The following is a 24,005-nucleotide window of genomic DNA, read 5'->3' as shown; positions in this document are numbered from 1 at the left end:
TCTAACTCGTTTCTGACCTAAAATTGCCTGAATATAAGCAATTAACATTAAAAAATTTCTTTTTTCAATAAAATATATCCGTACCTTTGCAGTCCCAATTAACAAATTGGGAAAAGGAGAAAAATTATTTAATGGCAAAAAAACAAGAAGCAGAAAAAGAATTAAAAGCGAAAGAAGCTGAACTGGGTACAGTTAAAGCGGCTGGCGAAAAAGAAACTATTGAATCAGAAGCTGATTCAATATCAATTGAAGAGATCAAATCAAAAATCGCGGCTACACCAAGCGAAGATTTCGACTGGGATGCTGACGACAAAAAATTTGGTAACTACAGCGATGACGACCGTGAGAAATTTGAGAAATTGTATGATGGAACTTTCAGCTCTATCACCAAAGGCGAAATCATCACCGGTACTGTTGTTAACGTTAACAACAAAGATGTTGTACTTAACGTAGGTTTCAAATCAGACGGTTTAGTATCAGTATCAGAATTCCGTGACACACCTGATCTGAAGATCGGTGACAAAGTTGACGTTTTTGTTGAATCGCAGGAAGATGCTAACGGTCAGTTAGTACTTTCACGCAAACGTGCAAAAACTCAAAAATCATGGGAGCGCATTAATTCAGCCCTTGATAACGATGAAATCATCACCGGTTTTGTTAAGAGCCGTACTAAAGGTGGTTTAATTGTTGACATTATGGGCGTTGAAGCCTTCTTACCTGGCTCACAGATCGATATCAAACCTATCAGGGATTACGATGTGTATGTAGGTAAAACTATGGAATTCAAAGTTGTTAAAATCAACCACGAATTCAAGAACGTTGTGGTATCGCACAAAGTGCTTATCGAAGACGATCTGGAAAACCAAAAAACTGAAATTGTTGCTCGCCTTGAAAAAGGTCAGGTATTGGAAGGTACCGTTAAAAACATTACCGACTTTGGTGTATTCATTGACCTTGGTGGTGTTGACGGCTTACTGCACATTACAGATATTTCATGGGGCCGTATTGAGCATCCACGCGAAATTTTATCATTGGATCAAAAAATCAACGTTGTTGTGCTTGACTTTGATGACGAGAAAAAACGTATCGCTCTTGGCTTGAAACAATTAACCCCTCACCCTTGGCAAAGCCTTTCTGAAGACATTCAGGTTGGTTCAAAAGTGAAAGGTAAAATCGTTACCGTTGCTGATTACGGTGCATTCCTTGAAATCATCCCTGGTGTTGAAGGTTTGATCCACGTATCAGAAATGTCATGGTCACAAAACCTGCGCAACCCTCAGGAATTCCTGAAAGTTGGTGACGAGATCGAAGCTCAGGTATTGACTTTAGACCGCGAAGAGCGCAAAATGTCATTAGGTGTTAAACAATTAACTCCTGATCCATGGCAAAACGCTGCTGAAAGGTACGCAGTTGGTACTCAGCACGTAGCTACAGTTAAAAACATGACCAACTTTGGTGTATTTGTTGAACTGGAAGACGGCATCGACGGCTTAATCCACATCTCTGACCTTTCTTGGTCTAAAAAAGTTAACCACCCTAACGAATTCACTAAAGTTGGTGAAAAACTGAATGTGGTTGTACTTGAACTTGATGTTGAAAACCGCAAATTGAGCTTAGGCCACAAACAGCTTGAAGAAAACCCTTGGGATACTTTTGAAACCATCTTCACTATCGACTCGATCCATGAAGGTACTGTTATCAAAGTAACTGACAAAGGTGCTATCGTAGCTTTACCTTACGGTGTTGAAGGCTTTGCGCCAACCAAACACCTGGTTAAAGAAGACGGTAAGAGCTTAAAAGCTGAAGAAGCTGCTGAATTCAAAATCATTGAATTTAACAAAGAAAACAAACGTATCGTTATTTCACACTCACGTATTTGGGAAGAAGCCCGCGCTGATGCCCGCGTACAGGAATTTGAAAATCGCAAAAAAGAAGCAAAAGCTGCTACTAACGCGGTGAAAAAAGTGAAAGATTCTGTTGAAAAATCAACTTTAGGCGATCTTAGCGTATTAGCTCAGTTAAAAGAGCAAATGGAAGGTGCTGAAAACAAAGCCCGCAAGGCTGCACCTGCTGCTAACAGCTCTGAAGAAGAAGCATAATTTTAGCTTAAGCAATTATATAAGCCCCTCCGGTTTCCGAAGGGGCTTTTTCATTTCGCTTCATTTATTGCACTCGTTTTTAGCCACAAATGTTCGGAAGATGAAAGTTGCCTTGAAAAAACAACCAAAAACTGTCATTGAAGCGTAGCGTGGCAATCGCACGGAAGCATGACCGCTCTGTATAGCATGCGGTTGCCACGCTACGCTTCAATGATATATTTAGAATTGTCTTTCGTATTATCTTTGCCACATGACAACCGGCGAAACCAACCTCAACACACTGCTAAAAAACATGACGCCTGTACTTAATGACGGTGATTATGTTTATTGCACAACATCATCATTAAGTAACATTAACACTGACGCTATCATAGCTTTTTTTAAAGAACAGGAAGCCGTAACCCTCATTCTAAAAAAAGAAACAGCCGATAGGCTAAATCTTGAATACAGCTATATTGCCGCCTGGATCACTTTAACCATCCATTCATCACTGGAAGCGCCTGGTTTAACCGCTGCATTTGCAACTGCGCTGGCCAATGAAAATATCAGCTGCAACGTAGTAGCTGCTTATTATCATGATCATATTTTTGTGGCGAAAAAAGATGCAGAAAGGGCGATGTTGACTTTAAGAAAACTTGCCGAATAACTGAATTGTAAAAAGTCTCCCCTATCGGGGGAGATTTAGAGGGGGCTTTTGAAAACAAATTATTACTTTTGCCCAAATCCACCCATACGATGCAAAATCTAACACTGCTCGACGGACAAAAGTTTCAAATTACCATACAACGTTTATGTCGCCAGTTAATTGAAAATCATAACGACTTTTCAAATACAGTATTAATTGGTATTCAGCCGCGTGGCATTTATTTAGCCAAACGCGTTGCAGAAGAACTTAGAAAAATCCTTCCCGATAAAAACATACTGCAAGGCGATCTTGATATCACCTTTTACCGCGACGATTTCCGCCGCCGCGAATCACAACTGGTACCTAATCAAACCAAAATAGATTTTATTATTGAAGGTAAAAAAGTGATCATGATGGATGATGTGCTGTGGACAGGCCGTACTATTCGCGCCGCTATGGATGCCATGCAGGCATTCGGCAGGCCTGAAAAAATAGAGCTACTGGCTTTGGTTGATCGCCGTTACTCGCGCCACATCCCGGTATCTGCCGATTATGTGGGTATCGAGGTCGATTCTATCGCATCGCAAAAAGTAGTAGTAAGCTGGAAGGACACTGATGGTGAGGACAAGATCGTTCTTGTTTCAGAGGTACAGGAATAAAATATAATATACACAAAGCGTCATTGCGAGGTACGAAGCAATCCCAAATTGTACAGAGCTATCATGCAAGAAGTCTCTGCTAATCGGGGATTGCTTCGTACCTCGCAATGACGGAATAAAAATAAAAATTCAGAAATCGAACATCCGAAATCCGAAATCAAAATAACATGGCAGGACTGAGCACACGACACTTATTGGGTATAAAAGATTTGAACCAAGCAGATATTGAGCTGATATTTGAAACTGCGGATACCTTTAAATCTGTTTTAAACCGACCGATCAAGAAAGTGCCGTCGTTAAGGGATGTTACCATCGCTAATATTTTCTTTGAAAACTCAACCCGTACCCGTTTATCATTTGAACTGGCCGAAAAAAGGCTTTCGGCTGATGTGATCAACTTCGCGGCCTCATCATCCTCTGTAAGCAAAGGCGAAACGCTGATCGATACAGTAAACAACATCCTGGCTATGAAGGTTGATATGGTAGTAATGCGTCATCCGTACGCAGGCGCCGGGATCTTCCTGTCAAAACATGTTAAAGCACAAATCGTAAACGCAGGAGACGGTGCACATGAGCACCCTACCCAGGCCTTGCTTGATGCTTTCTCTATCCGTGAAAAATACGGCGATGTAGCTGGAAAAAAAGTGGTGATTGTGGGCGATATCCTGCACTCACGCGTGGCACTTTCCAACATCCTTTGCCTTAAACAACTGGGGGCCGAAGTAATGGTTTGCGGCCCAACCACGCTTATTCCAAAATACATAGGCTCGTTAGGTGTAAAGGTTGAACACAACCTTATTAAAGCCCTTAATTGGTGCGATGTTGCCAATATGCTCCGCATTCAGCTGGAACGTCAGGATATTAAATATTTCCCTTCACTAAGGGAATACACCATGCTTTTCGGGCTTAACAAAACCATTCTGGATTCGCTGGATAAAGAAATCACTGTGATGCACCCCGGCCCTATTAACCGTGGTGTGGAGATCACCAGCGATGTGGCCGACAGCAAACAGTCTATCATCCTCGACCAGGTAGAAAATGGTGTTGCCGTACGCATGGCTGTACTTTACCTGCTGGCCGGACAAACACCAACCATATAAGCGCATGTTTCAGATATGAAATTCAATTTTAAAACATATCTGAAACATACTTACAAAACCGAACTGGTTTATCTTGCCGTTATTGTTGCACTGTATTTTTACGACCACAACAATATCATCTTTCTTTTATTTTTCCCGTTCTCGTTTGTACAGGGTTACTATCGTTATCAGTATAAATTAACCCAGGCCGAAAAACTTAAGGCCAAAGGCCTCACCGAAGAGGACATCGACAACATTAGCTTTGTAAAAAAGTGGGAGCACTCGCGCCAACGCGGTATGTGGAACTATTGTATCATCGACGGCGGGTTTATTTTCGGATTGGCAATATCCCTTATCACAAGTGTAGCCTGGCTAATTTTCAAAGGCAAAGACATGCACACATTACTTGCCGAACCCGGCGATATGTTTGCTTTTATCGGTTTTAATTATATCATCGGAGCCGGTATTGCCGTTATCATATTCCGTATGAAATGGAAATACAATGAGAAACGTTTTGTGCGCCTAACCGATCCTTTGGCCGATAATTACTTTGCCAAAGATTACCAGGATATTTAAGTCAGTAGTCGTAAGTCAACTTTTCCCTTCAGGATAAAGACTAAACGACATTAATTAAACACGAATTATTTCATGAAACTCAGGTTCTGCTTTATCTTACTTTTGTTTATCCCGGGCATAGCCTTCGCCCAAAGTCATCAGCAATTTAAAACCGATTCGGTATTTGTACTGGTGAAAAAATTCTTCAACGCCAAGCAGGCCGACTCCATTTATGCTTTAACCGGGCCGAACTTCAGGCATGCCGTAAGCGCGGGCCAGTTCCGTAGTCTTACCGAGCAACAATTGTTCCCCTTAAATGAAATTAAAGGTTCAACAGTAATCAGCTTTGTTAACAATAAAGTAAGTACCTACAAACTGGTATTTCAGTCGGCAACATTGCAACTGCTTATGAGCCTCGATGCAGGTAATAAAATTGAACTTTTTCTGTTTCAGCCATTTAAAGATGTCACAGCCGATAAAACCACACAGGTACCTACCTCCAACAAACTGCTCAACCCAATGGATAAACAGGTTGATGAAATTGCCCGCCCGTATATTCAAAAAGTAAATACAGTAGGTTTGAGCATAGGCATATTAAAAGACGGACAGATCAGCACTTATAATTACGGAGAAACCGCCCGCGGCAATAACCAGCTACCAACGGGCAATACAATCTTCGAAATTGGTTCTATTACCAAAACATTTACCGCTACTTTACTGGCTTATTACGCCAACGAGGGCAAAGTAAAGTTAACTGATCCCATAACCCAATACCTGCCCGATTCAGTAAAAACCAATGTCGCACTGAATGATATAACTTTGCAAACGCTAAGCAATCATACTTCGGGGTTGGCAAGGATCCCGGAAAACCTTCAGTTTGATTCTGCCAGTGCAGCAAATCCCTATAAAAGTTATAATAAAAGGCTACTGTTTAGTTATCTAAAAACCTGCAAACTCAACAGTGAGCCAGGAGAACAATACGCATACTCCAATTTGGGAGTTGGTTTATTAGGAATGATACTATCACAGGTAAGCGGCAAAACATTTGATCAGATGGTGCAGGAAGTGATCTGCAGTCCCTTGGGGATGAAAAATACAGTACAGCATTTAAGCGCTTTACAACTGCCCCATTTTACCAAAGTATACAGTCAATACGGTAATGCAACAGTAGCCTGGGATTTTAACGCCCTTGCCGCCTGCGGGGCCCTCCATTCAACGGTAAATGATTTGCTGATATATGCAAAGGCAAACATGGCAAATGGTACAGACAAGCTATCAAAGGCTTTTGAGCTAACCCACCAAATCACCTACAGCAAAGATGCCAAAATAGCCCTCGGCTGGCACATTATTTTGGTTGATGGTGTAGAATACATTTTCCATAACGGTGGCACTTACGGCAGCAGTAGCTTCCTGGCTTTTAATGCTGATAAGAAACTGGCAGTGGTTATACTATCCAATGCTGCTGAAAGTACGGATGCTGTGGGGACGGGGATTATTAAGAAGTTGCAGGCGGAGGGGAAATAGAACAAAAGAAACAGGGATTATGCGATTTCCCTCTCGAGAGTAATGGCCCATGAATTGACAGTTCCCTCCCTTGGGAGGGGTGCGTTAGGATTCTGTGTTGGCAGGGAGGGGTTTCTACGCCTTGATAACGATTAGGTATCTCGCTTAAACCCCTCCCTACACCCTCCCAGGGGAGGGAATCGCTCAATCCCCGCCCTTAAATTTCTCTAATTGTCTAATGCTGGTCTATTACTCTCAAGGGGGGAATTTAATCACTCGCATAAAAAGAGCCCGAAAACTTTTCAGTTTTCGGGCTCTTTTCTCTTCGCACTATCCAAAAGGCTGAATCTAATCGAACTTCAATTTATTAATATTTCAAGGTCGATCCGTTCCTGATCTCGTCTGAAGCTACTTTTACCAGCTTGTCATCAGGTTTCAGGTCGCCACCGAAGATCTCGATACTATCGCCATTACTCAGGCCTTTTTTAACATCAACCCAAACGGCCTTATGATCAACAACTTTTATCACAAACACCTTTTCGGTCGAAGTTGCTACGGCTGTTTTAGGTACAACATAAGTACTGTCGCCGGCAGGCAATGGTACACTTACTTCGGCAAACATGTGCGGGATCAGCTTTTTGTCTTTATTGTAAACGTCCATTTCTAAACGTTCGGCACGTAATTTTTCATCAAGCGCACCTGCTATACGTTTTACCTGGGCGGTAAATTTTTGGCTTGGCAAGGCTCTTACGGTAAAATTAACTTCACTTTTGTTGCTCAATGCGCCTGTGTAAATTTCAGGCACTGATACCACTAAACGTAAACGGCCCTGATCCTGAACTGTAAACAATGGATCGGTACTTTTTCCTCCTGGACCAACATAGGCACCCAAGTTAACGTTACGACTGGTGATCACGCCATCAAAAGGGGCGCGGATCTCCAGGTAAGCCAAATTAGCTGATACTTCTTTTAAGCCGGATTTAGCGGCATCAATATTGGCCTGATCGGCGTTCTTTTTAGCTTCGGCTTGCTCCAGGTCGTTTTGTGAAACAGTACCCGGCGTTTTGCTGGTGCTTACCAACCTGTCATAGGTGGCTTTGCTGGCAAAGTAAACCGCTTCAAATTGTTTAATGCGAGATTGCGCCGCAGCCAATTGCGAGTTAATTTCCGGCGCTTCAAGCACAGCCAATAACTGGCCCTGCTTAACTTCTGAACCGATATCAACCAAAAGCTTTTTAACATAGCTGTTGGTTTTGGCATACAGGTCAACTTGTTGGTAAGGGATCAGCTCACCAGGTATGGTGATGTTGCTGCTTAACCTGCCTTTGGTTACCGGCACAATTTGTACAGTGGGCGTTTCAACAACTTCCTGTTGCTCCTGCTCTTCCTGTTGTTCTTTCTTTTCTTTATCATCCGAGTGGCAGGCACTCAATGAGCCTATTGCCATTGCTAAAACGGCAAGCAGCAGTATTGATTTATTTTTTAGCTTATTCATGGTGGTGCAAAGGGACATAAAATTTACTTTCTTTATCTTCCGGGTCTAATGAAACAGATTGAGTTGTGGCATTACCTTGTACCCAGGCAAAAACCAATGGTAATATCAGGAGCGCTGCAAAAGTTGAAGCGATAAGTCCGCCAATAACGGCGCGACCTAATGGTGATGTTTGATCACCACCTTCACCTAAGCCGGAAGCCATCGGGATCATACCTACAATCATGGCCAAACTGGTCATCAGGATAGGACGAAGACGTAACGCTACAGCTTCACGGGCCGACTTCAGTGCATCGCCGTTGTGTTTGCGCAACTCTTCGGCATTGGTGATCAGTAGCACTGCGTTGGAAATAGATACACCCACCGACATGATCATACCCATGTATGATTGAAGGTTAAGCGTAGCGCCGGTGATTTTTACCAGCAGCAATGAACCAAACAAAACAGCCGGCACAGTTGATAATACCACCATCGACATTTTGAACGACTGGAAGTTTGCAGCCAGCATCAAAAAGATCACCAATACGGCTACCAATAAGCCCGATTGTAAGCTATTAAGCGTATCGGTAAGGGTTTGGCTCATGCCATGCATCTCAACTGTTAAACCGCGCGGTGGTTTGCCTAATTCGTCAATGGCTTTCTGCACATCATTGGTTGCAGTACCCAAATCCTTTTTGTTGATGTTTGCCGTTACTGATAATGTTGGCACAGCGCCTACGTTATCGTTTTCGCCAAAGGTGGTACCTGTTTTAACATCAGCTACATCACCCAAAACCGGGCGGGCCTGGTTTGCCAGTACAGGGATCTCCTTAACATCATTCAAACTGGCCATCTGGTATTCTGGTACCTGTACCTGCACAAGGTAGCTTAAGTTTGATTTTTCATCAATCCAGTTATTCTTTTCGGTAAATCTTGATGATGAGGTTGAAGCTACCAATGAACGTGATATATCATTTAAACCTACCCCAAGCTGTGCGGCCCGTTGCCTGTCGATATTAATATCGATAGTTGGATAATTAAATGATTGACCTATCTGCACATCGCGCAGGTATTTGATATCTTTAAGTTTATTGATAACCTTAAAGGCATACTCAATATTTTGCTTTTTGTTTTTACCGGTAATAGCTACTTCAATAGGCGTTGGCGAACCCTGGCTCAGGATCTTATCAGTCAACTCAATCGGCTCAAATGATAGTTTAACGTTGGGTAACTGTTTTGCCATCTCGTGCCTGAATTTTTCCTTCAGGTCATCAAGATTAACCTTATAATCCTCCGTTAAACTCACCTGCATCACAGACTCCTGCGGACCAGCCATAAACAGATAGATAGGGTTGGTTGAGAATGATGAAGGGTGCGAGCCAACAAATGTCGAAGTTATAGCTATGTGGTTTTTACCCACAATATCGCCCAATATATGTTGCGCCTTAACAGCTATTAATTCCGTACGCTCTAAACGCGTACCATCAGCAGCCCGCAAACGTACCTGGAAGGTACCTGAGTTTACCTTAGGCAACACGTCACGGCCTATGATATTGAATAACAGGAAAGCAAGGCCAAAGGCAACGATTACATAAATCGTTACCAGTATCTTGCGGTTAGGCAACATGCGGTCCATCAGGCGCATGAAGCTATCCCTGAATTTGTCAAAGCGGGTTACCTCGCCGCCTGTATGTTCAAGTGCAGCCTTCATGGCTTTTTCTTTTTGTTCCCATGGCTCACCTTCATCCTCCGTTGCAAAACCATCTTTATGGCTGTGGTCTTCATGTTTGTTTACCATGATCCAGTTGGCCATGATTGGTACAAAGGTTTGCGCCAGGAAGTAAGATACGATCATCGAGAAACCGATAGCGAGCGCCAGCGGCAGGAACAATGCTCCCGGAATCCCGTTCATGGTAAATGCAGGTGCAAACACCGCCAGGATACAGAACAGGATCAACAATTTAGGGAACGCGATCTCCTTACAGGCATCCCAGATAGCCAAAGCTTTCGGCTTGCCCATATCAAAATGCTGGTGAATATTCTCAATTGTCACCGTCGACTCATCCACCAAAATACCTATCGCCAGCGAAAGCCCGCTAAGCGTCATGATATTGATGGTTTGGTGTGCCAGCGACAGGAAGAAAATAGCCGAGATAATACAGGTGGGGATAGTAAGGATCACGATAAGCGCCCCGCGTTTATCACCTAAAAACAACAATACCATAAGCCCGGTAAGTACCGCCCCTATCGCGCCCTCTTCGGCCAAACTTTTTACCGCGTTAATTACATAAACCGACTGGTCAAACACGAACGACAGCTTCACATCATCGGGTAGTAAGGCCTGGAATTTTGGCAATGCTTTTTTCAGGTTTTGCACTACTTCCCAGGTTGAGGCCGTGGCCGATTTGGTGATTGGCAGGTAAACCGAACGCTTACCATTAATAAGTGCATAGCCGTTGGTGATATCGGCGCCATCTTCTATAGTGGCAACATCCTTCATAAATACGGTTTGGATCCCATTTTTATAAAGCGGGATATCTCCAAAATCCGGGATTTTCTTTATCGTGGTGTTTGAAGGTGCAAGGTAGTTGTAATCGCCTATACGCACGTTACCTGCCGGGGTATTCTGGTTATTCTCGCGCAGGGCGGCCACGATCTGGTCGGGTGTTAAATTGTGCGAGCGTAACAGGTTTGGATCGACCTTAATCAGGATAGTACGCTGGTTACCACCAAAAGGAGCCGGCGCAACAAGGCCGGGGATTGAGGTAAATGACGAACGTACGTAAACCAAAGCATAATCGAGCAATTCGTTATTGCTTCGGGTAGCGCTGCTCAACACCAGCTGACCAACCGGCAGCGTTGAGGCATCAAAGCGCAAAATGAAGGGTGGCTGCGAGCCCTGCGGGAATGCGGCCTGCGCCCGGTTGGTGTAACTCGTGACCTCCGCCGCGGCCTGAGCCATGTTTGTGCCCTCGTAAAAAGTAACTTTTATTAACGTTAAGCCTTGTATGTTTTTTGTTTCGATGCTTTTTACGCCCGATACGAAAAGCAACAGGTTAACATATTGCTTACCAAAGTAAGCTTCCATTTGGTTTGGGGTGAAACCGCCGTATGGGTGCGATACATATATAACCGGCAGGTTCAGATCGGGAAATATATCGATCTTGATAGTCCGTACCGCATTTATACCGAAGAAGAACAGCCCGGCTACTATAACCAATATGGTAATTGGTTTTTGCAGCGCCCCTTTTATCATTCCCATTGTATATGTGTGTAACTGTTAAAAATTATTGATAAAAATCCCGAAATCGCCGGTAGCTGCTGATTTGAACAGCAGCGCCTGCCATACATTGTTCAGAGCTATGTATTTGTCAACCTCGGCCCGGTTAAGGGTATAAAGCGCCTGTGTAAAATCAACTATATTTGATAGTCCGTTTTTGTACAGTGTATATTTTTGAATGTAAGCGTTGTTAGCGGCCGAAACTTCAACCGGTACCTCGTTTACGTTTTTAAGGGCATTGCTTATGCGTGTTTCGGCCAGGGTGCGCTGCGCTTCCAGTTGCTTATCAACCAGTTCGTAGTCGTTTTTCAATTGCTCCGAAGTGAACTTTTGCGATTGAACCTGGTAGTGGGTCCTGAAAACGCTTGTAAAGTTCCAAATCATGCCAATACCAAACAGATAGTTATAACGGGTTGGATCAACACCTGCACCATAGCTGCCGGTATAGCTTGATTGATCAACGCCATAATCCGACTTAAAGCCCGATCCCCTGCCTTGGTAAACACCAAACAAGCTAAAGGTTGGCAAGGCGAAAGTGCGGAGATATTTAGCCTGCTGATCGCTCACGTTTACCCTTTTTTGATAGAATTTCAAAGTTGGGTGATCGGTCGCGGCAACAGCACTTAACGCCTCCAGGTTATTGGGCTGCCTGGTAATGAAAGCGCTATCCAATTGAAATTCCTGCGCGGGTATCCCTAAATAAATAGATAGCTGATTACTTTGGTCCTGCACGGCTTGCTGTGAGTTGGTAAGCGCTATTTTGGCATTAGATACCTCGGCATTGGCCAATGATGAATCCACGCCCGGATTTAAACCGTTCTTTACGCGGGCAACTACTACCTTTTGCAGTTCCATCGCACGGTTGAGGTTATCCTGCTGTGCTTTGGCAAGTTGCTGAGCCGCAAGGAGGTTTAAGTAAGTAGCAGCAACACGTACCTGGTGCTGAAATTGCTCCTGTGCAAGATCTGTTTCATCGCGCGATACGATGGTTTTCTGTACGCCGATCCTTTGCTTTGATCTGCCGAAGGCGAAAAAGTCCCAGCTAACGTTGGTTAAATAGAGGGCCCCAAAAGCGGCATTCCAGTTCTGTTTGGCCAAAGCTGGCCCCGATGAGGATACCGACAAGCCACGGTAACCATACGATGGTCCGTTTTGGCCATTCACTGTTCCGTAGTCCTGCTGCGCGGAGAAATTTACATCCGGCAGATACTCCGTTTTTGTTTCTTTGAGGTATGCCTTAGAGGCGTTAAGCTGGTTTGCCTTCGACTTGATGGAAGCATAGTTAGCAAGGGCCATTTGTTCAGCATCCTTAATGGAAAGGACTTTTTGCTGAGCTTGTACGTGTAAGACATATGAAACACTCAAAAAAAACAGGAGTAATTTTTTTGAATTTGTGTTTAACATGAGGTGTATTTTATACACGGCAAATGTATATCTATATGATTCATGAAAAAAATGAATTAATTTTGTGTAAATCATTAGCAAAACTAATAATGAATATTGCACTACATCATTTCAGGTTAGTTGATACTATTTCAAAAGAGGGTTCGCTGACCAAAGCAGCAAGCGCTTTACACCTAACTCAATCGGCCCTGAGCCACCAGTTAAAAGAGCTGGAAAAGGAACTGGATATAGAGGTGTTCCATCGCCAGGGAAAGAAGCTTCAGCTTACCGAAGTGGGTTATCGTTTTCTACGAAGTTCGGAAAAAATATTGGCCGAAATACGCACCCTTGAAGAAGATATTAACAACTATAAAAATGGCAAAACAGGCAAGCTCAATATCAGTATGCAGTGCTATACAGCGTACCACTGGCTGCCTGGTGTAATTAAGGATTTCAAGAGCCAATGGCCTGATATTAACATAAATATAGTTTCGGATGCCAGCCGCCGACCGCTCGAATACCTCATGCGTGGCGACCTTGACCTGGGTATTGTGCGCACCCAAATGGTGAACACACAAATCGTTTATGAACCCATTTTTGAAGACCGCCTGATATGCATTTTACCGGCCGATCATCCGCTTGCAAAAAAGGCCGTTATTGACATCTGCGACTTCCAGGATCAGGAGTTAATTCTGGCCCTTTATGACCCCTCTTACCAGGAGACTCCGGTCATCGAAACGCTGATCCAGGAGCAGCATGTAAAGCCCAAAACACTTAACCGGATCCACTATACTGATGCCACTATTGAGATGGTAAATGCAGGCCTCGGAATAAGCGTTATGGCCGACTGGATAGTGAAACCATACCTCCCCGGTAAACACATTGTTACAAAACCATTACATCACAGTATAGCAAAACGCACGTGGTATGCCGCTACTTGTAAGGATACACCGGTAATTCAAAACTTTTTGAGCTGTCTTAAGAACCATTTCTGCAAAACTGAGTTATTGTGCAATGATGTTGAAAAGGTTGCTGCTTACCCCGAATTGCGTGCGATATAGCCTGCTGTTATTTATAATATTTATTGTAAACGGCCTTCATGCACAAGTTGTATTAAGGCCGTTTCCGCAACATTGTAAGTATACTTCCGGTACAATCAAGCCCAATCACCTCAATCAGCAACAGTTGGATAGGCAGGTAACCAGTTTTTACGATCAATGGAAACACAGGTATATAAAACCGGGCTGCGATAAAGAACAGTTTTATGTTTGGTTTGAAAAGCCCGGGAAAGAGTGCGTATCCGAAGGGCAGGGTTACGGTATGGTGATTACCGCGCTAATGGCCGGGTATGATAAACAGGCAAAAACCGTTTACGACGGCTTGTATAATTATTACAAAGCTCATCCGGCCAAAGCATCCCCTTATTTAATGGCCTGGGCCCAGCTAAAGAACTGTAAAAACCACGACCGGGATGCCGCCACCGATGGTGATATAGATATCGCATATTCCCTTCTGTTAGCTGATAAGCAATGGGGAAGCAAAGGCCATATCAACTACCTGCAGGAAGCCAGGATCGCGATGGCGGCAATTATGCACTATGAAATCAATCCTAAAACGTTTTCTGTTTTATTAAGCGATGGCAGCGACGGAGATAGCGAAGATTATTATGATATGCGCGCTTCTGATTTTATGCCTGCCAATTTCAAAGCATTTGAAAGTGCCTCAAAAACCGGTAAATGGCAGAAAGTCATTGATAACAACTACCTCTTATTCAGCTATCTGCAAAAAAACTACAGCCCGGATGCAGGCCTGGTGCCCGATTTTATCAGAGGAATAAAGGCTAAAGCCCGGCCTGCTCAGCCCAACTACATGGAGTCAAAGTATGATGGTTATTATAATTACAATGCATGTCGTGTTCCATGGCGCATAACAACTGATTATTTATTATATGGCGATAAGCGCGCAAAAGCTTTTGTAAACCCGATAAACCGATGGATCAAAGAAACTACCAACGGCGACCCTGATAATATTTCGGCAGGGTATACGCTTGAAGGAAATGATATTAAAGGGCGATACTTTGAAGCATTGAGTTTTATTGCTCCCTTTACGGTATCTGCCATGGTCGACAAAAGTAATCAGCAGTGGCTTAACAAGGTATGGGACTATCTCGTGGCTTTTAAACTGAAGGATTATGATTATTACGATAATACTATCAAAATGTTGGATATGATTATTGTGAGTGGGAATTATTGGAAGGTGGAATAGCGCCTCCAACTGTTCATGTCATTGCGAGCGTAGTGTGGCAATCGCACGGAGGCAAGGCCGCTCTGTATAGTATACGATTGCCACACTACGCTCGCAATGACATGGTTTTAATTACTCATAATCCAACAACATTTCCGCCGCCCTTAAACCACTGGTAAGCGCAGCCTCAACGGTCCCCATAGCTATACCCTCATATAAATATTCGCCTGCAAAAAACAAGGTATCGCCTATTGGATGACTCAAAATCTTCCTTGCTTCAGCCGTTTCTGTGGTATCGTAGCTGTATGATCCGCGCGAAAATGGATCGGCTGTCCAGTTGATTACATTCCAGGTAAGGAGTTTTTCTTTCAGCTTCGCGATATCTATCTTAAAGATATTCGAGATAGAACCAAGGGCTTCTATCAGCATATCTTCATCGCTTGTATTTATACGGGCTGCAGCGGGTGGCCCGCCAAGCCAACCGGTAAGCAGCGGGCGATGTACAGGCATCTGGGTCCACCAAACGGGTATGACCTCGTTTGAAAACAGAAAGCCCATATCTTCGAGATCGGCACCGGTCATTTTCCGGGTTTCATCGCTGTACCAAAACGCTTCGTCAAATTCAAGCAAAACTTTGATCACCGCACCAAAGCCGAGCGATTTCAACGCATTAATATAATAATCAACCGGGGGATCAAAACTCAGGGTGCCTTTCAGTCCCGCTTCGGCCTGTAAAATTCCAAGCGGTACAGCAATCAGCAATTGTCGGGCCTGATAGGTTATCCCTATGTCTGTGCTTACCGTAACATGATGTTGGCCCCAGTCAATGTCTTTTGCAACGGCATTTAGGTAGATATGCCCACCTCCCTGTTTAAATTCATCTGCCAGGTGGCTGATCAACCGGCAATAACCACCTTCCACACGGTATTGCGCATCTTCGTGCTCATTTTGCCATTCTTTACGGATAGAAAAGGCGCTGGCTTTTTTTGGATCGGCGTTGTCATAGCCAGATACATATCCTCTCACTGATTCACGGAGACCTGCATACTTTTCGCCCGAAAATTCCTGTTGCAGGAACGCTTCAATACTCATGTCATGCTTCAGCTGCATAATGCTTTCCAGAAATTCGTCCCAATGTTCAATAACGTGCCCTTCGGCTATAAACTTCCCATCTTCATATTTCCACATAGAGGCCGAGGCCGGATTATATTTAATGCCGGCTTCATTAAGCAAGCTTTGGGTTATGGGTAAATCACCATGAATAAATTCGGCGCCCAGCTCTGCAGGTTCTAAAGATGTACCATGTTCCAGCGTATGGATCCGACCTCCAAGTCGGTTACGCCCTTCAAGCAATACAATATTCTTCCCAGCTTTGGCAAGCGTACGGGCGGCCATCAAGCCGGCTGCTCCTCCTCCAATGATAATTACATCTGTATTTTCCATATGTAAAATGCGTTGAGCAAGATAAGCAGATTTTTAAAGCTCCGCCTGTATGACAAGTCATTCTTAAACAAAATTTAACTTTGAAAACAGAACGCGGCACAAGTCCCCCCCAACCACTATCCAAACACACAAGACTTGCGCCAAAGACAAAAAGCAAAGGCTCAAAGCCGCTAAGAAAAAATCTTTGCGTCTTCGCGCCTTTGCGAGAATATTAAGTTTAAAAAGTTTTACGGTAGCGTTATCACCTGCTTATCCAAATTCCAGCCTTCAAGTAATATCGTTGGTTTTACCATGCCCAATTTGGCTACAGGAGCGCTAACGGATACCGTGATGCTTTCACGCGGCGCCAAGCTAAAGTAATTGCCTGTCCAGTAGCTTGGCATTACCTCCTCACCGTTTTTCATCAATTGCGGGCGGACAAAAAATGCCAGTTGATTGGAGTTATTGGTGAACTGCATAGTCCATTTATTTTCACTTACTCCTTTTTCAGCTTTGATCACTTTGCCTTGTACCTGCGCATGTTTCATATCATTCAATGATGTAAAGTCATCAGTGGCCGATAACCAGTAAACATTATGTGATACAGTTTTGCCTGTGGCATTAGTTAAGTTTAATACAACAAAGCTTACACCTTTGGTATTGGCAAGTGCATCTTTGAGCTGGATCACTTCCTTAACTCCGGTTTGTGCTAATCCTACATTGCCAACCTTTTCTGATTTTATCAGTTTACTGTTGATATCATAAATATCGGCCGTTGCAGTTAAGCTGCCTGTTGCATGGTGCGTACGGTTGATGACAGCTATCGATGAATTATCATAATTATATTGAATGTGAACAGGTTCGCAAGCATTTTGCATTGTATAGTAGCCTGCGTTAGGTTCAAGGTACCAATCGTAGATCTGCCATATTACACTTGGCAAGGCCGCATTTAACTTCCAGAGCATTACGCCGCCGGTTTCGTTCAGTTTATGACCATCGGCTTCAAAAATACCCTGGTAGCCTACGGCGTTCATGAGCTGCATCTTGTCCGAAAAATTAACGATGCTACTTGGTTTGCCATACCTTTTGGTCATTTCTTCATAATACTTATCATATTTACCGGCTCCGGTTGCCGCGTCATGGTAGCCCCATGAATTATTAAGCGGGAATGGCAAATTTGTATCCCAAACCAAATTAGGGATGATCTTTGGCAGGGTAGTATAAGGCGGCTGCGACGGTAAGCCTGTTTCATCCTTAAATACCCAATCCTTAGCATCATCGGCCAGCTTATAATAGTCTTTAGGATCCTTCCACTCGTACGGGCCACCGCTGTAAACACCCGATGGCATCTCATCAGGCCACGAGCCCTTCCAGCCGGCAGGCAGTTTGGCAAAACCCGATGAACTTGGAATGAACGGACGCGTACCATCTAAAGTGATGATATCATTACGCATTACATCATATAGCTCTTTACGGGCATGGCCTTCGTTCCCTCCTGTCCATACCAATAAACTCGGATGGTTACGGATGCGATAGATGGTACTTTCTACGTTTTTGATGAATACGTTACCTGCCAGCGGCCAATCAGGCGAACCTTTAAATTCGCCCTGGGTATCGCCGGTGATCCAAAAATCCGACCATACCATCTGCCCGTATTTATCGGCAGCATTCCAGAAAGCGTCCGGCTCAGTAACGCCACCGCCCCAAATACGTACCAGGTTAACATTAGCATTGCGGCACAGGTGCATCTCATAATCATAACGGGCCGAATCGCGGTTCACCATCATATCCGGTACCCAGGCGCCACCTACCAAATGCACTTCCTTCCCATTAACATAAAACTTACGGCGTACAAAACCATTGGCTGTAGTTTCGGCTTTTGAGGCCACCTTGCGGATGCCAAATACAAAAGTGGTATCGTCACTTACAGTATTCCCTTCAGCGTACTGCATACGGATCCGGTATAAGTTTGCTTTACCATAACCGTTAGGCCACCATAATTTAGGCTGATGGATTATCAGCTGGCTAATCTTATCGGCATTTAAGTCGACCGCTTTTTCGGCACCGGCTGGTACAACCACAGACTGGCTAAACTGAACCGGTACGCCTGCAAAATTTTCGGGCTTTATACTGATGGTGAGTTTACCACCACGCGTTGCAGTTGTATTGTTTGTTAATGTCAGGTTTAATGAAAGCTTTGCTATGCCGGTATCGGGCAGGTTTGGCAGATCAGTAACCAGTTTTGGCCTGCTAATAGTCACGGCACCGCTTGTACGCAGAAAAACCGGCTGCCAGATCCCCATATTACGGTCGCGCACGGGCGGGATCCAATCCCATCCTGATGAGCAAAGCATAGTTACGTTTTTGCCGATATCACCCGTTGGCCCCCCATTTTCATAAAACGGACCGAGGGCTTTCAACTGCTCCTTTGCAGGATATCCCGGATAATCAAGCGGATAAATTTTTACGGCAAGGGCATTTTCAGCACCAGCTTTAACTATATTGCTTACATCAAGGTTATGTTCAGCAAACATACCAGCCATCTGGGTACTGTCGGCAATTTGCTTGCCGTTAAGCCATACAGCTGCCCGGTAGTTGATACCTTTAAAGATCAATTGGAAACGACGGCCTTTATCTGCGGCAGGCACTTTAAAAGTAGTGCGGTACCAGTATGGTTTTTTCCAGGGATTAGGGTCATTGGGTAAATGACTGTATTGTTCCAGGTTATATTCTTTATTAAACTGATCGGAGGCATCAGGGATCAGCATATTATTAAGGCCCTGGTATGGGTCTGGATAAATGTGATTGGCCACCAGTCCGGTGAGTACTGTAGATGGTACTTTTACAGGAAACCAGTATACCGGCGAGTGGTATTGTGTATTGGAAAGTTCAGTGCCTGGTGCACTTACCAAAGCCGATGATTGCAGATCGAAATTGCTTAATTTAACTTGTTTTACAACTCCTGATTGTGCCGAAACAATGGCAGGCAAAACACAGGCTGCCATAACACTTAAAGCAGAGCGGATACTTTTGTTCATTTAGTATATCAATAAATAAGTATGGCAAAACTACTTAACATACAACCAGATACAGCGGTACTTATTTATCAATTTATTGTACAAATGATACGTTTTGGGGCTTTAGTAATCAATTTACCAGTTTCTTATCAAGACAACCTCTGTCCTTGTTAAAACGGTTAATGAAACCCTACTTCTTGATTGTTTTATTCTGCAGTACAATAATTGGCTCGTACATATCCCAATTAGGTTTATAATCCTTTTGGTTCATGAGGCCCTGCGCTCCTACCGAAAAATTGCCCAAAACCAGATCGGTATCGCCATCGCCATCAATATCACCGGCTTCCATCGAAATCCAACGGCCTAATAAATTAACGGGAACCTCGTGTACTTTAAACTTGCCCGGGCTAACCTGCTCGTGATAGGTAAAACCTTCGGTAGGATGATATTTATAATCAGGAAAGAAAGCTATTACAGCAAGATCAAGATCTCCGTCCTTATCAAAATCGGCGGCTATGGCTTTGGAGCAGCCGTTGATATGGTAAAAGTAGGTTTGTATAAATTTCCAGTTGCCCTGATTGGTAAATATATAAACTCCATGATAGGGCTTAAATATAGGCGAGTAATCATTGTTATCGCCGCAGGTATATACAATATCGAGTTTGCCGTCATTGTTAACATCCACCAACTGGAAGCTACTTGACCCATATACAGATGGAAAACGTATGATATTTTGGGTAGTAAATCCTCCCTTTTTATCGTTCAGAAACAGCCAGATCCCTTCATCGGCCTGGGCAAACAGGCAGGCAATATCAGGCCAGCCATCGCTGTTAAAATCGCCGGTATAAACTATTTCAGGACCAGGAACTGCACGGATGATCTTTCTTTTGAATGTATGATTAGTTTGTTGCTGTAATAGGAACAAACCACCCCGGTCGCGGCCAAAACCGCAACTAACATAATCCATCAGGCCATCTTTGTTAAAGTCGGCCGCCGCACTTTTAACCGGGCGTGGCAGACTATCGGCCATTAGGGTGGTATCTTTTGATTTCTTGTCGAGATTAATATGTGTTAAGGTTCCTTTGAGTTGATCATTAGGCGGAAGTATCCCGATGCAGGTAACTACGACGCTGTTAGGTTCGGTTGCCGACTGATAAAAGGTAGCATCGGTTATTGGCGAATGGAATTTTTTTATCAGGGTAGCTGTAAGGTCACTATTCCAGCGGTAAAGCTTATTGCCGGCATCTCCTGTATAAAAGTGCTTATCAACATCATTAAACTTAACCATGGTGGTCATGGCCTCCCCTGATTTTGTGTCAACATTAACAGGTCTTTTCACCGAAAATATAGCCGAATCGAGTAAAGCATCCGGTTTGGGAATTTTTAGTTTTTTGGGTGAGGCGTACTTATAGTACACAACAATCTTTGTCCAGTCAGCAAGAGACAGCGTGGCCCCCGGACCTGCTATATACTGGTCCATAAAGGAGCGCATGCCAAGTTTTGCTCCCATGGCCGGTAATATGTGCTTGTCCCAGGTGGCACTATCCAGTAAAGAAGCATCGGGTGGTTCATGGCAGCTGCCGCAATGTTGGAACGCCGTTTTTTTAGCGTCGGCCAAAAGTTCTTCGTCGCTCGGTTCATTATCGCCGCAACTATTCAATGCGGCAATAACAACAGCTGCGAATATTATAGTCAGCAACAATACGTTTCGTTTTATTATGCTCACCCCTCCTGCTTTCCTCATACAGTTCGGTATCGCTTTACTTTTTGGCGTGATTTTCAAGCATTATCAGTGGCAGGTGCTGATCCCAATTAGGTTTAAAACCATCCTGGAACATAAAACCATCTGCATAATTACCTAATACAATGTCGGGTTTGCCGTCCTTGTTCAGGTCGGTCATTTCCATACACATCCAATGACCAAGGTTGCTAATCGGCAAAGCATGAGGTTTAAAATCTAAAGGTTTAGCCTGTTCAAAGTAAACAAACTCTTCGGCAGGCGTATTTTTCATATCGGCAAAGAAAGCTATCGTAGCAATATCGATATCGCCATCACCATCAAAATCAGTGGCAATGGCTTTGGTACAACCGTTTATAGGGTAAAACCAGCGTTGTTTAAAGTTCCAGTCGCCCGTATTGGTAAAAATGTATAAGCCGTGGTAAGGTTTCAGAATCCTCGAATCACGGTAGTTGTAGCCGCAGGTTAGTACCAGGTCAAGTTTGCCGTCATGATCCATATCAACCAATTGAAAACTGCTTGAACCATAAACCGGCGGAAAATATAGCAGGTTCCGGGTTGTAAATCCTCCTTTTTGATCATTCAACAACAACCAAAGGCCTTCATCGCCGCTTCCGGTTAACAGCATTACATCTGTCCAGCCATCGTTGTTAAAATCGCCGGCTAAAGCTTGTGCAGCGCCCGGCTTGTCATAAATGGTTTGTTGCTCATACGTATGATCCTTATTTTGCTTAAGCAGGTAAACGCCTCCTTTAAATTTGCCCTGACCGCAAACTACAACATCCTGCAAACCGTCCTTATTAAAATCGCCTGTTATTGTGCCAACAGGCCGGGGCAAATCAGATGCAATGTAAGTTTGCTCGTTATTAACATGCTGCGCATCAAGGTTCACTTTAACTACTTTACCATTCGGAAAATCAACCGGTGCCATACGCCCAATACAGGCGAAAAAGCCTATATTATTCCCGGCACTATCCTTGTCAAAACTAACCCCAACTGCGGCTGATGGAAATTTGGCGAGGGAGTCCATTTTTAAATTACTGTCCCAGGTATACAATTTTTCATCCACAGCGTCGGCACTATACATACGCCCTGTAGCTGCATTGGCAGCAAGCATAGTAGTAAAAGCGGTATAACCTACCCGTGCAGGCTTTTTAAGTGTAAAACCAGCCCAATCATTTATTAATGGGATTGGCTTTTTAGCCGGCAGCAAGGTGTCGGGTGCAGCTTTTTTATAATAATCTAAAATGGCTGTCCATTCGGCAATAGTGGCGCCGGTAGTATCAAGCGGATTATCCTTATAGTATGACGAACCGCCATAAGTTGAAATATGCAGCAGCGGGGCCATATTAACCAGCGTGTGGTTAAGCCAAACATCCTTAGGTAATGCATCAACAGGCACTAACGAGTGGCAGCGGGTACACTTTAATTGTACCAGGTTTTTACCATCAACTATCACATCGCCGGTAAATTTATAAGGTTGATATGCCGGTTTCCGCTTGCAGCTATTGATGAGCGTTAAACCGGCTAATATTGCAGAAAATGAAAAAAGGTATGATATGGTTAATAAGCTTTTTTTTAAATTCATAAAATAGCTCAGCCCTTAATTTTTAAGTTTTAATTTTTTCCAGATATATTCGCCTACCTGTTTGCCCTGTACAGCGCCCTGATTAACGCTGTTCCGGAAGTGGATGCCGCCGTAAAACCTGCTTATTGAAGTTTCGTCGGCAGCTTTCAAAAATGAGTCGAAATGGCGCTGCATGCCTATGTAACGCAGATCGCTGGTATCCTGATAGGCAAAGTTATCGCCAAATAAATGCGTAAGCACCACAGCCGAGGCCCCACTGATATCGCTGTGGCCGCTCGGATACTCGGGGAATGGTGGTGTTTGCAGCATTGGCAACCAGTCGTGGTCAATTTTATCATTGATAATGGTTACCGGTCTTATATAATTAGTTTCATACTTAACCTGCCAGCCGCAAATAAAAGCATCAAACAAAGCTATTGAGGTAAGCGCATAAGCCTGCGCAGTTTTTACAACATCAGCATGGGTTTGCTTGCAGGCAATTGCGGTTATGCCGATCCAGTGACCGCCCGGGGTGATTTTCTTGTTGGCAAACATCATGTGGCCATTATGCTCAATAACAAAAGGATTATCATCCCAAAACTTTGCAATAGTTTTTTGCTCGGGCGTAATGTTTTTGCTTTGGTTATACACCTCCATTGTTTGTCTAAAATACTCGCTGTTTTTATCCTCGCTAAAAGCAGGTGGCGGAGGCAAAGGGAACATGGTTGAGGTGTCAACGGCGAAAGTATGCATAGTACCCCAGCAAAACTCAACACCATCCAGGTAATCGGGAGGAGTAGGATGCCAGTTACCCGGATTATCGTTGCCCAAAAACCTTGGCTTGCCACGGGTTTGGGGATAATTATCAACTGCTGCTCTTTTTAAGATGTACTTGCCAATTTTTTCGCCAAATGCCATTGAGCGGGCATAGGTTGAATCATCCATGTTGTCTTTATACATGGCGTAAACCTTGGCCTCATATTTTTTGAGCGAATCGATAGAGAAGGTAACCTTATGAGCTACTGCAAAAAACGCTGATGTAGCCGCAAGCGTATAATTATACTTTACCCCTGCCTTTGGTTCGGGAGGTTTACCAAAGCCCCGCAGCTGAGCTGTAATTGAATTGTATCCGGGATTAGAATAACGTATTGCCTCATAAGCAGCCAGCGAGGTATATCCATAAATACGGCTTGCTACGGGAGGGCTGAACACATCATAAATAATAACCTGCGTAAGCTGATCAATGTTGTTATGTATAACATCAGCATCTTTCATCATCGGTGTTTTTTTAGGCTTACTACCGCAACCTAAAACAAGGGCACAACCCGCAACGGCTATAAATATTTTAAAGCATCTCATTTAT

General features: G+C 43.8%; 16 protein-coding genes. 8 read left to right on the top strand and 8 right to left on the bottom strand.

The window, feature by feature from the left end; translation table 11 throughout:
* Positions 1 to 131: 131 nt before the first annotated feature.
* From rpsA to BLP33_RS17755, 6 genes are all read left to right on the top strand, one after another.
* The gene (rpsA, locus tag BLP33_RS17780; protein WP_090531562.1) at positions 132 to 2,099 is read left to right on the top strand and encodes a 30S ribosomal protein S1; all 1,968 of its coding nucleotides are present in this window, start codon (positions 132 to 134) and stop codon (positions 2,097 to 2,099) included.
* A 250-nt stretch (positions 2,100 to 2,349) separates the two neighbouring features.
* A complete protein-coding gene (locus BLP33_RS17775; protein ID WP_090531560.1) occupies positions 2,350 to 2,745 on the top strand; it encodes an ACT domain-containing protein in 396 nt (131 codons plus the stop codon).
* An 89-nt stretch (positions 2,746 to 2,834) separates the two neighbouring features.
* A complete protein-coding gene (gene pyrR, locus BLP33_RS17770) occupies positions 2,835 to 3,383 on the top strand; it encodes a bifunctional pyr operon transcriptional regulator/uracil phosphoribosyltransferase PyrR (RefSeq protein ID WP_090531558.1) in 549 nt (182 codons plus the stop codon).
* A gap of 167 nt (positions 3,384 to 3,550) precedes the next feature.
* Complete coding sequence (locus BLP33_RS17765; protein ID WP_090531556.1) at positions 3,551 to 4,483, top strand: aspartate carbamoyltransferase catalytic subunit; 933 nt, start codon at positions 3,551 to 3,553, stop codon at positions 4,481 to 4,483.
* 15 nt (positions 4,484 to 4,498) lie between these two features.
* The gene (locus BLP33_RS17760; protein ID WP_090531554.1) at positions 4,499 to 5,038 is read left to right on the top strand and encodes a hypothetical protein; all 540 of its coding nucleotides are present in this window, start codon (positions 4,499 to 4,501) and stop codon (positions 5,036 to 5,038) included.
* Between the two features lie 72 nt (positions 5,039 to 5,110).
* Entirely contained in the window at positions 5,111 to 6,541 is a 1,431-nt protein-coding gene (locus tag BLP33_RS17755; protein ID WP_090531551.1) for a serine hydrolase domain-containing protein, read from the top strand.
* 346 nt (positions 6,542 to 6,887) lie between these two features.
* Here BLP33_RS17755 and BLP33_RS17750 read toward each other — a convergent pair whose 3' ends face one another.
* From BLP33_RS17750 to BLP33_RS17740, 3 genes are read right to left on the bottom strand one after another with little or no spacing between them, the layout of a single operon-like run.
* On the bottom strand, positions 6,888 to 8,015 hold the full coding sequence (locus BLP33_RS17750) for an efflux RND transporter periplasmic adaptor subunit (protein WP_090531549.1): 1,128 nt from the start codon (positions 8,013 to 8,015) through the stop codon (positions 6,888 to 6,890).
* Complete coding sequence (locus BLP33_RS17745) at positions 8,008 to 11,253, bottom strand: efflux RND transporter permease subunit (RefSeq protein ID WP_090531547.1); 3,246 nt, start codon at positions 11,251 to 11,253, stop codon at positions 8,008 to 8,010. The genes BLP33_RS17750 and BLP33_RS17745 overlap by 8 nt, the downstream gene beginning before the upstream one ends.
* 18 nt (positions 11,254 to 11,271) lie before the next feature.
* A complete protein-coding gene (locus BLP33_RS17740) occupies positions 11,272 to 12,675 on the bottom strand; it encodes a TolC family protein (RefSeq protein WP_090532041.1) in 1,404 nt (467 codons plus the stop codon).
* Between the two features lie 89 nt (positions 12,676 to 12,764).
* Between BLP33_RS17740 and BLP33_RS17735 the strand changes: the two genes are divergently transcribed.
* Complete coding sequence (locus BLP33_RS17735) at positions 12,765 to 13,715, top strand: LysR family transcriptional regulator (RefSeq protein ID WP_175490051.1); 951 nt, start codon at positions 12,765 to 12,767, stop codon at positions 13,713 to 13,715.
* Positions 13,669 to 14,919 carry a glycosyl hydrolase family 8 gene (locus BLP33_RS17730; RefSeq protein ID WP_090531543.1) on the top strand — a complete coding sequence of 417 codons (1,251 nt, stop codon included), beginning with the start codon at positions 13,669 to 13,671 and terminating at the stop codon, positions 14,917 to 14,919. Before BLP33_RS17735 ends, BLP33_RS17730 begins: the two co-directional genes overlap by 47 nt.
* A 111-nt stretch (positions 14,920 to 15,030) precedes the next feature.
* Here the strand turns inward: BLP33_RS17730 and BLP33_RS17725 are convergent, their stop codons facing one another.
* The 5 genes from BLP33_RS17725 to BLP33_RS17705 all read right to left on the bottom strand — a co-directional run bounded on the left by BLP33_RS17725 (position 15,031) and on the right by BLP33_RS17705 (position 24,001).
* Positions 15,031 to 16,350 (bottom strand): flavin monoamine oxidase family protein, encoded by a 1,320-nt coding sequence (locus tag BLP33_RS17725; protein ID WP_354437284.1) that lies wholly within the window; start codon positions 16,348 to 16,350, stop codon positions 15,031 to 15,033.
* 218 nt (positions 16,351 to 16,568) lie between these two features.
* Complete coding sequence (locus BLP33_RS17720; protein WP_090531539.1) at positions 16,569 to 19,358, bottom strand: glycoside hydrolase family 2 protein; 2,790 nt, start codon at positions 19,356 to 19,358, stop codon at positions 16,569 to 16,571.
* A 169-nt stretch (positions 19,359 to 19,527) separates the two neighbouring features.
* Positions 19,528 to 21,081, bottom strand: coding sequence for an FG-GAP repeat domain-containing protein (locus tag BLP33_RS17715; protein WP_090532039.1), 1,554 nt, complete (start codon positions 21,079 to 21,081; stop codon positions 19,528 to 19,530).
* Positions 21,082 to 21,097: 16 nt separating this feature from the next.
* Positions 21,098 to 22,663 carry an FG-GAP repeat domain-containing protein gene (locus tag BLP33_RS17710; RefSeq protein WP_090531537.1) on the bottom strand — a complete coding sequence of 522 codons (1,566 nt, stop codon included), beginning with the start codon at positions 22,661 to 22,663 and terminating at the stop codon, positions 21,098 to 21,100.
* A 15-nt stretch (positions 22,664 to 22,678) separates the two neighbouring features.
* A complete protein-coding gene (locus BLP33_RS17705) occupies positions 22,679 to 24,001 on the bottom strand; it encodes a vanadium-dependent haloperoxidase (RefSeq protein WP_090531535.1) in 1,323 nt (440 codons plus the stop codon).
* Positions 24,002 to 24,005 lie beyond the last annotated feature (4 nt).

Origin of the sequence: Mucilaginibacter sp. NFR10 (genome assembly GCF_900100445.1) — a bacterium.
Classification (GTDB): domain Bacteria; phylum Bacteroidota; class Bacteroidia; order Sphingobacteriales; family Sphingobacteriaceae; genus Mucilaginibacter; species Mucilaginibacter rubeus.
Note: the sequence above shows the minus strand (reverse complement) of the source record. Positions and strands in the feature narration are given on the sequence as shown.

Excerpts from the sequence above, each read along its gene's own strand:
- rpsA (WP_090531562.1), top strand. The coding sequence starts at position 132 with ATGGCAAAAAAACAAGAAGCAGAAAAAGAATTAAAAGCGAAAGAAGCT.
- BLP33_RS17775 (WP_090531560.1), top strand. The coding sequence starts at position 2,350 with ATGACAACCGGCGAAACCAACCTCAACACACTGCTAAAAAACATGACG.
- pyrR (WP_090531558.1), top strand. The coding sequence starts at position 2,835 with ATGCAAAATCTAACACTGCTCGACGGACAAAAGTTTCAAATTACCATA.
- BLP33_RS17765 (WP_090531556.1), top strand. The coding sequence starts at position 3,551 with ATGGCAGGACTGAGCACACGACACTTATTGGGTATAAAAGATTTGAAC.
- BLP33_RS17760 (WP_090531554.1), top strand. The coding sequence starts at position 4,499 with ATGAAATTCAATTTTAAAACATATCTGAAACATACTTACAAAACCGAA.
- BLP33_RS17755 (WP_090531551.1), top strand. The coding sequence starts at position 5,111 with ATGAAACTCAGGTTCTGCTTTATCTTACTTTTGTTTATCCCGGGCATA.
- BLP33_RS17750 (WP_090531549.1), bottom strand. The coding sequence starts at position 8,015 with ATGAATAAGCTAAAAAATAAATCAATACTGCTGCTTGCCGTTTTAGCA.
- BLP33_RS17745 (WP_090531547.1), bottom strand. The coding sequence starts at position 11,253 with ATGGGAATGATAAAAGGGGCGCTGCAAAAACCAATTACCATATTGGTT.
- BLP33_RS17740 (WP_090532041.1), bottom strand. The coding sequence starts at position 12,675 with ATGTTAAACACAAATTCAAAAAAATTACTCCTGTTTTTTTTGAGTGTT.
- BLP33_RS17735 (WP_175490051.1), top strand. The coding sequence starts at position 12,765 with ATGAATATTGCACTACATCATTTCAGGTTAGTTGATACTATTTCAAAA.
- BLP33_RS17730 (WP_090531543.1), top strand. The coding sequence starts at position 13,669 with ATGATGTTGAAAAGGTTGCTGCTTACCCCGAATTGCGTGCGATATAGC.
- BLP33_RS17720 (WP_090531539.1), bottom strand. The coding sequence starts at position 19,358 with ATGAACAAAAGTATCCGCTCTGCTTTAAGTGTTATGGCAGCCTGTGTT.
- BLP33_RS17715 (WP_090532039.1), bottom strand. The coding sequence starts at position 21,081 with ATGAGGAAAGCAGGAGGGGTGAGCATAATAAAACGAAACGTATTGTTG.
- BLP33_RS17710 (WP_090531537.1), bottom strand. The coding sequence starts at position 22,663 with ATGAATTTAAAAAAAAGCTTATTAACCATATCATACCTTTTTTCATTT.
- BLP33_RS17705 (WP_090531535.1), bottom strand. The coding sequence starts at position 24,001 with ATGAGATGCTTTAAAATATTTATAGCCGTTGCGGGTTGTGCCCTTGTT.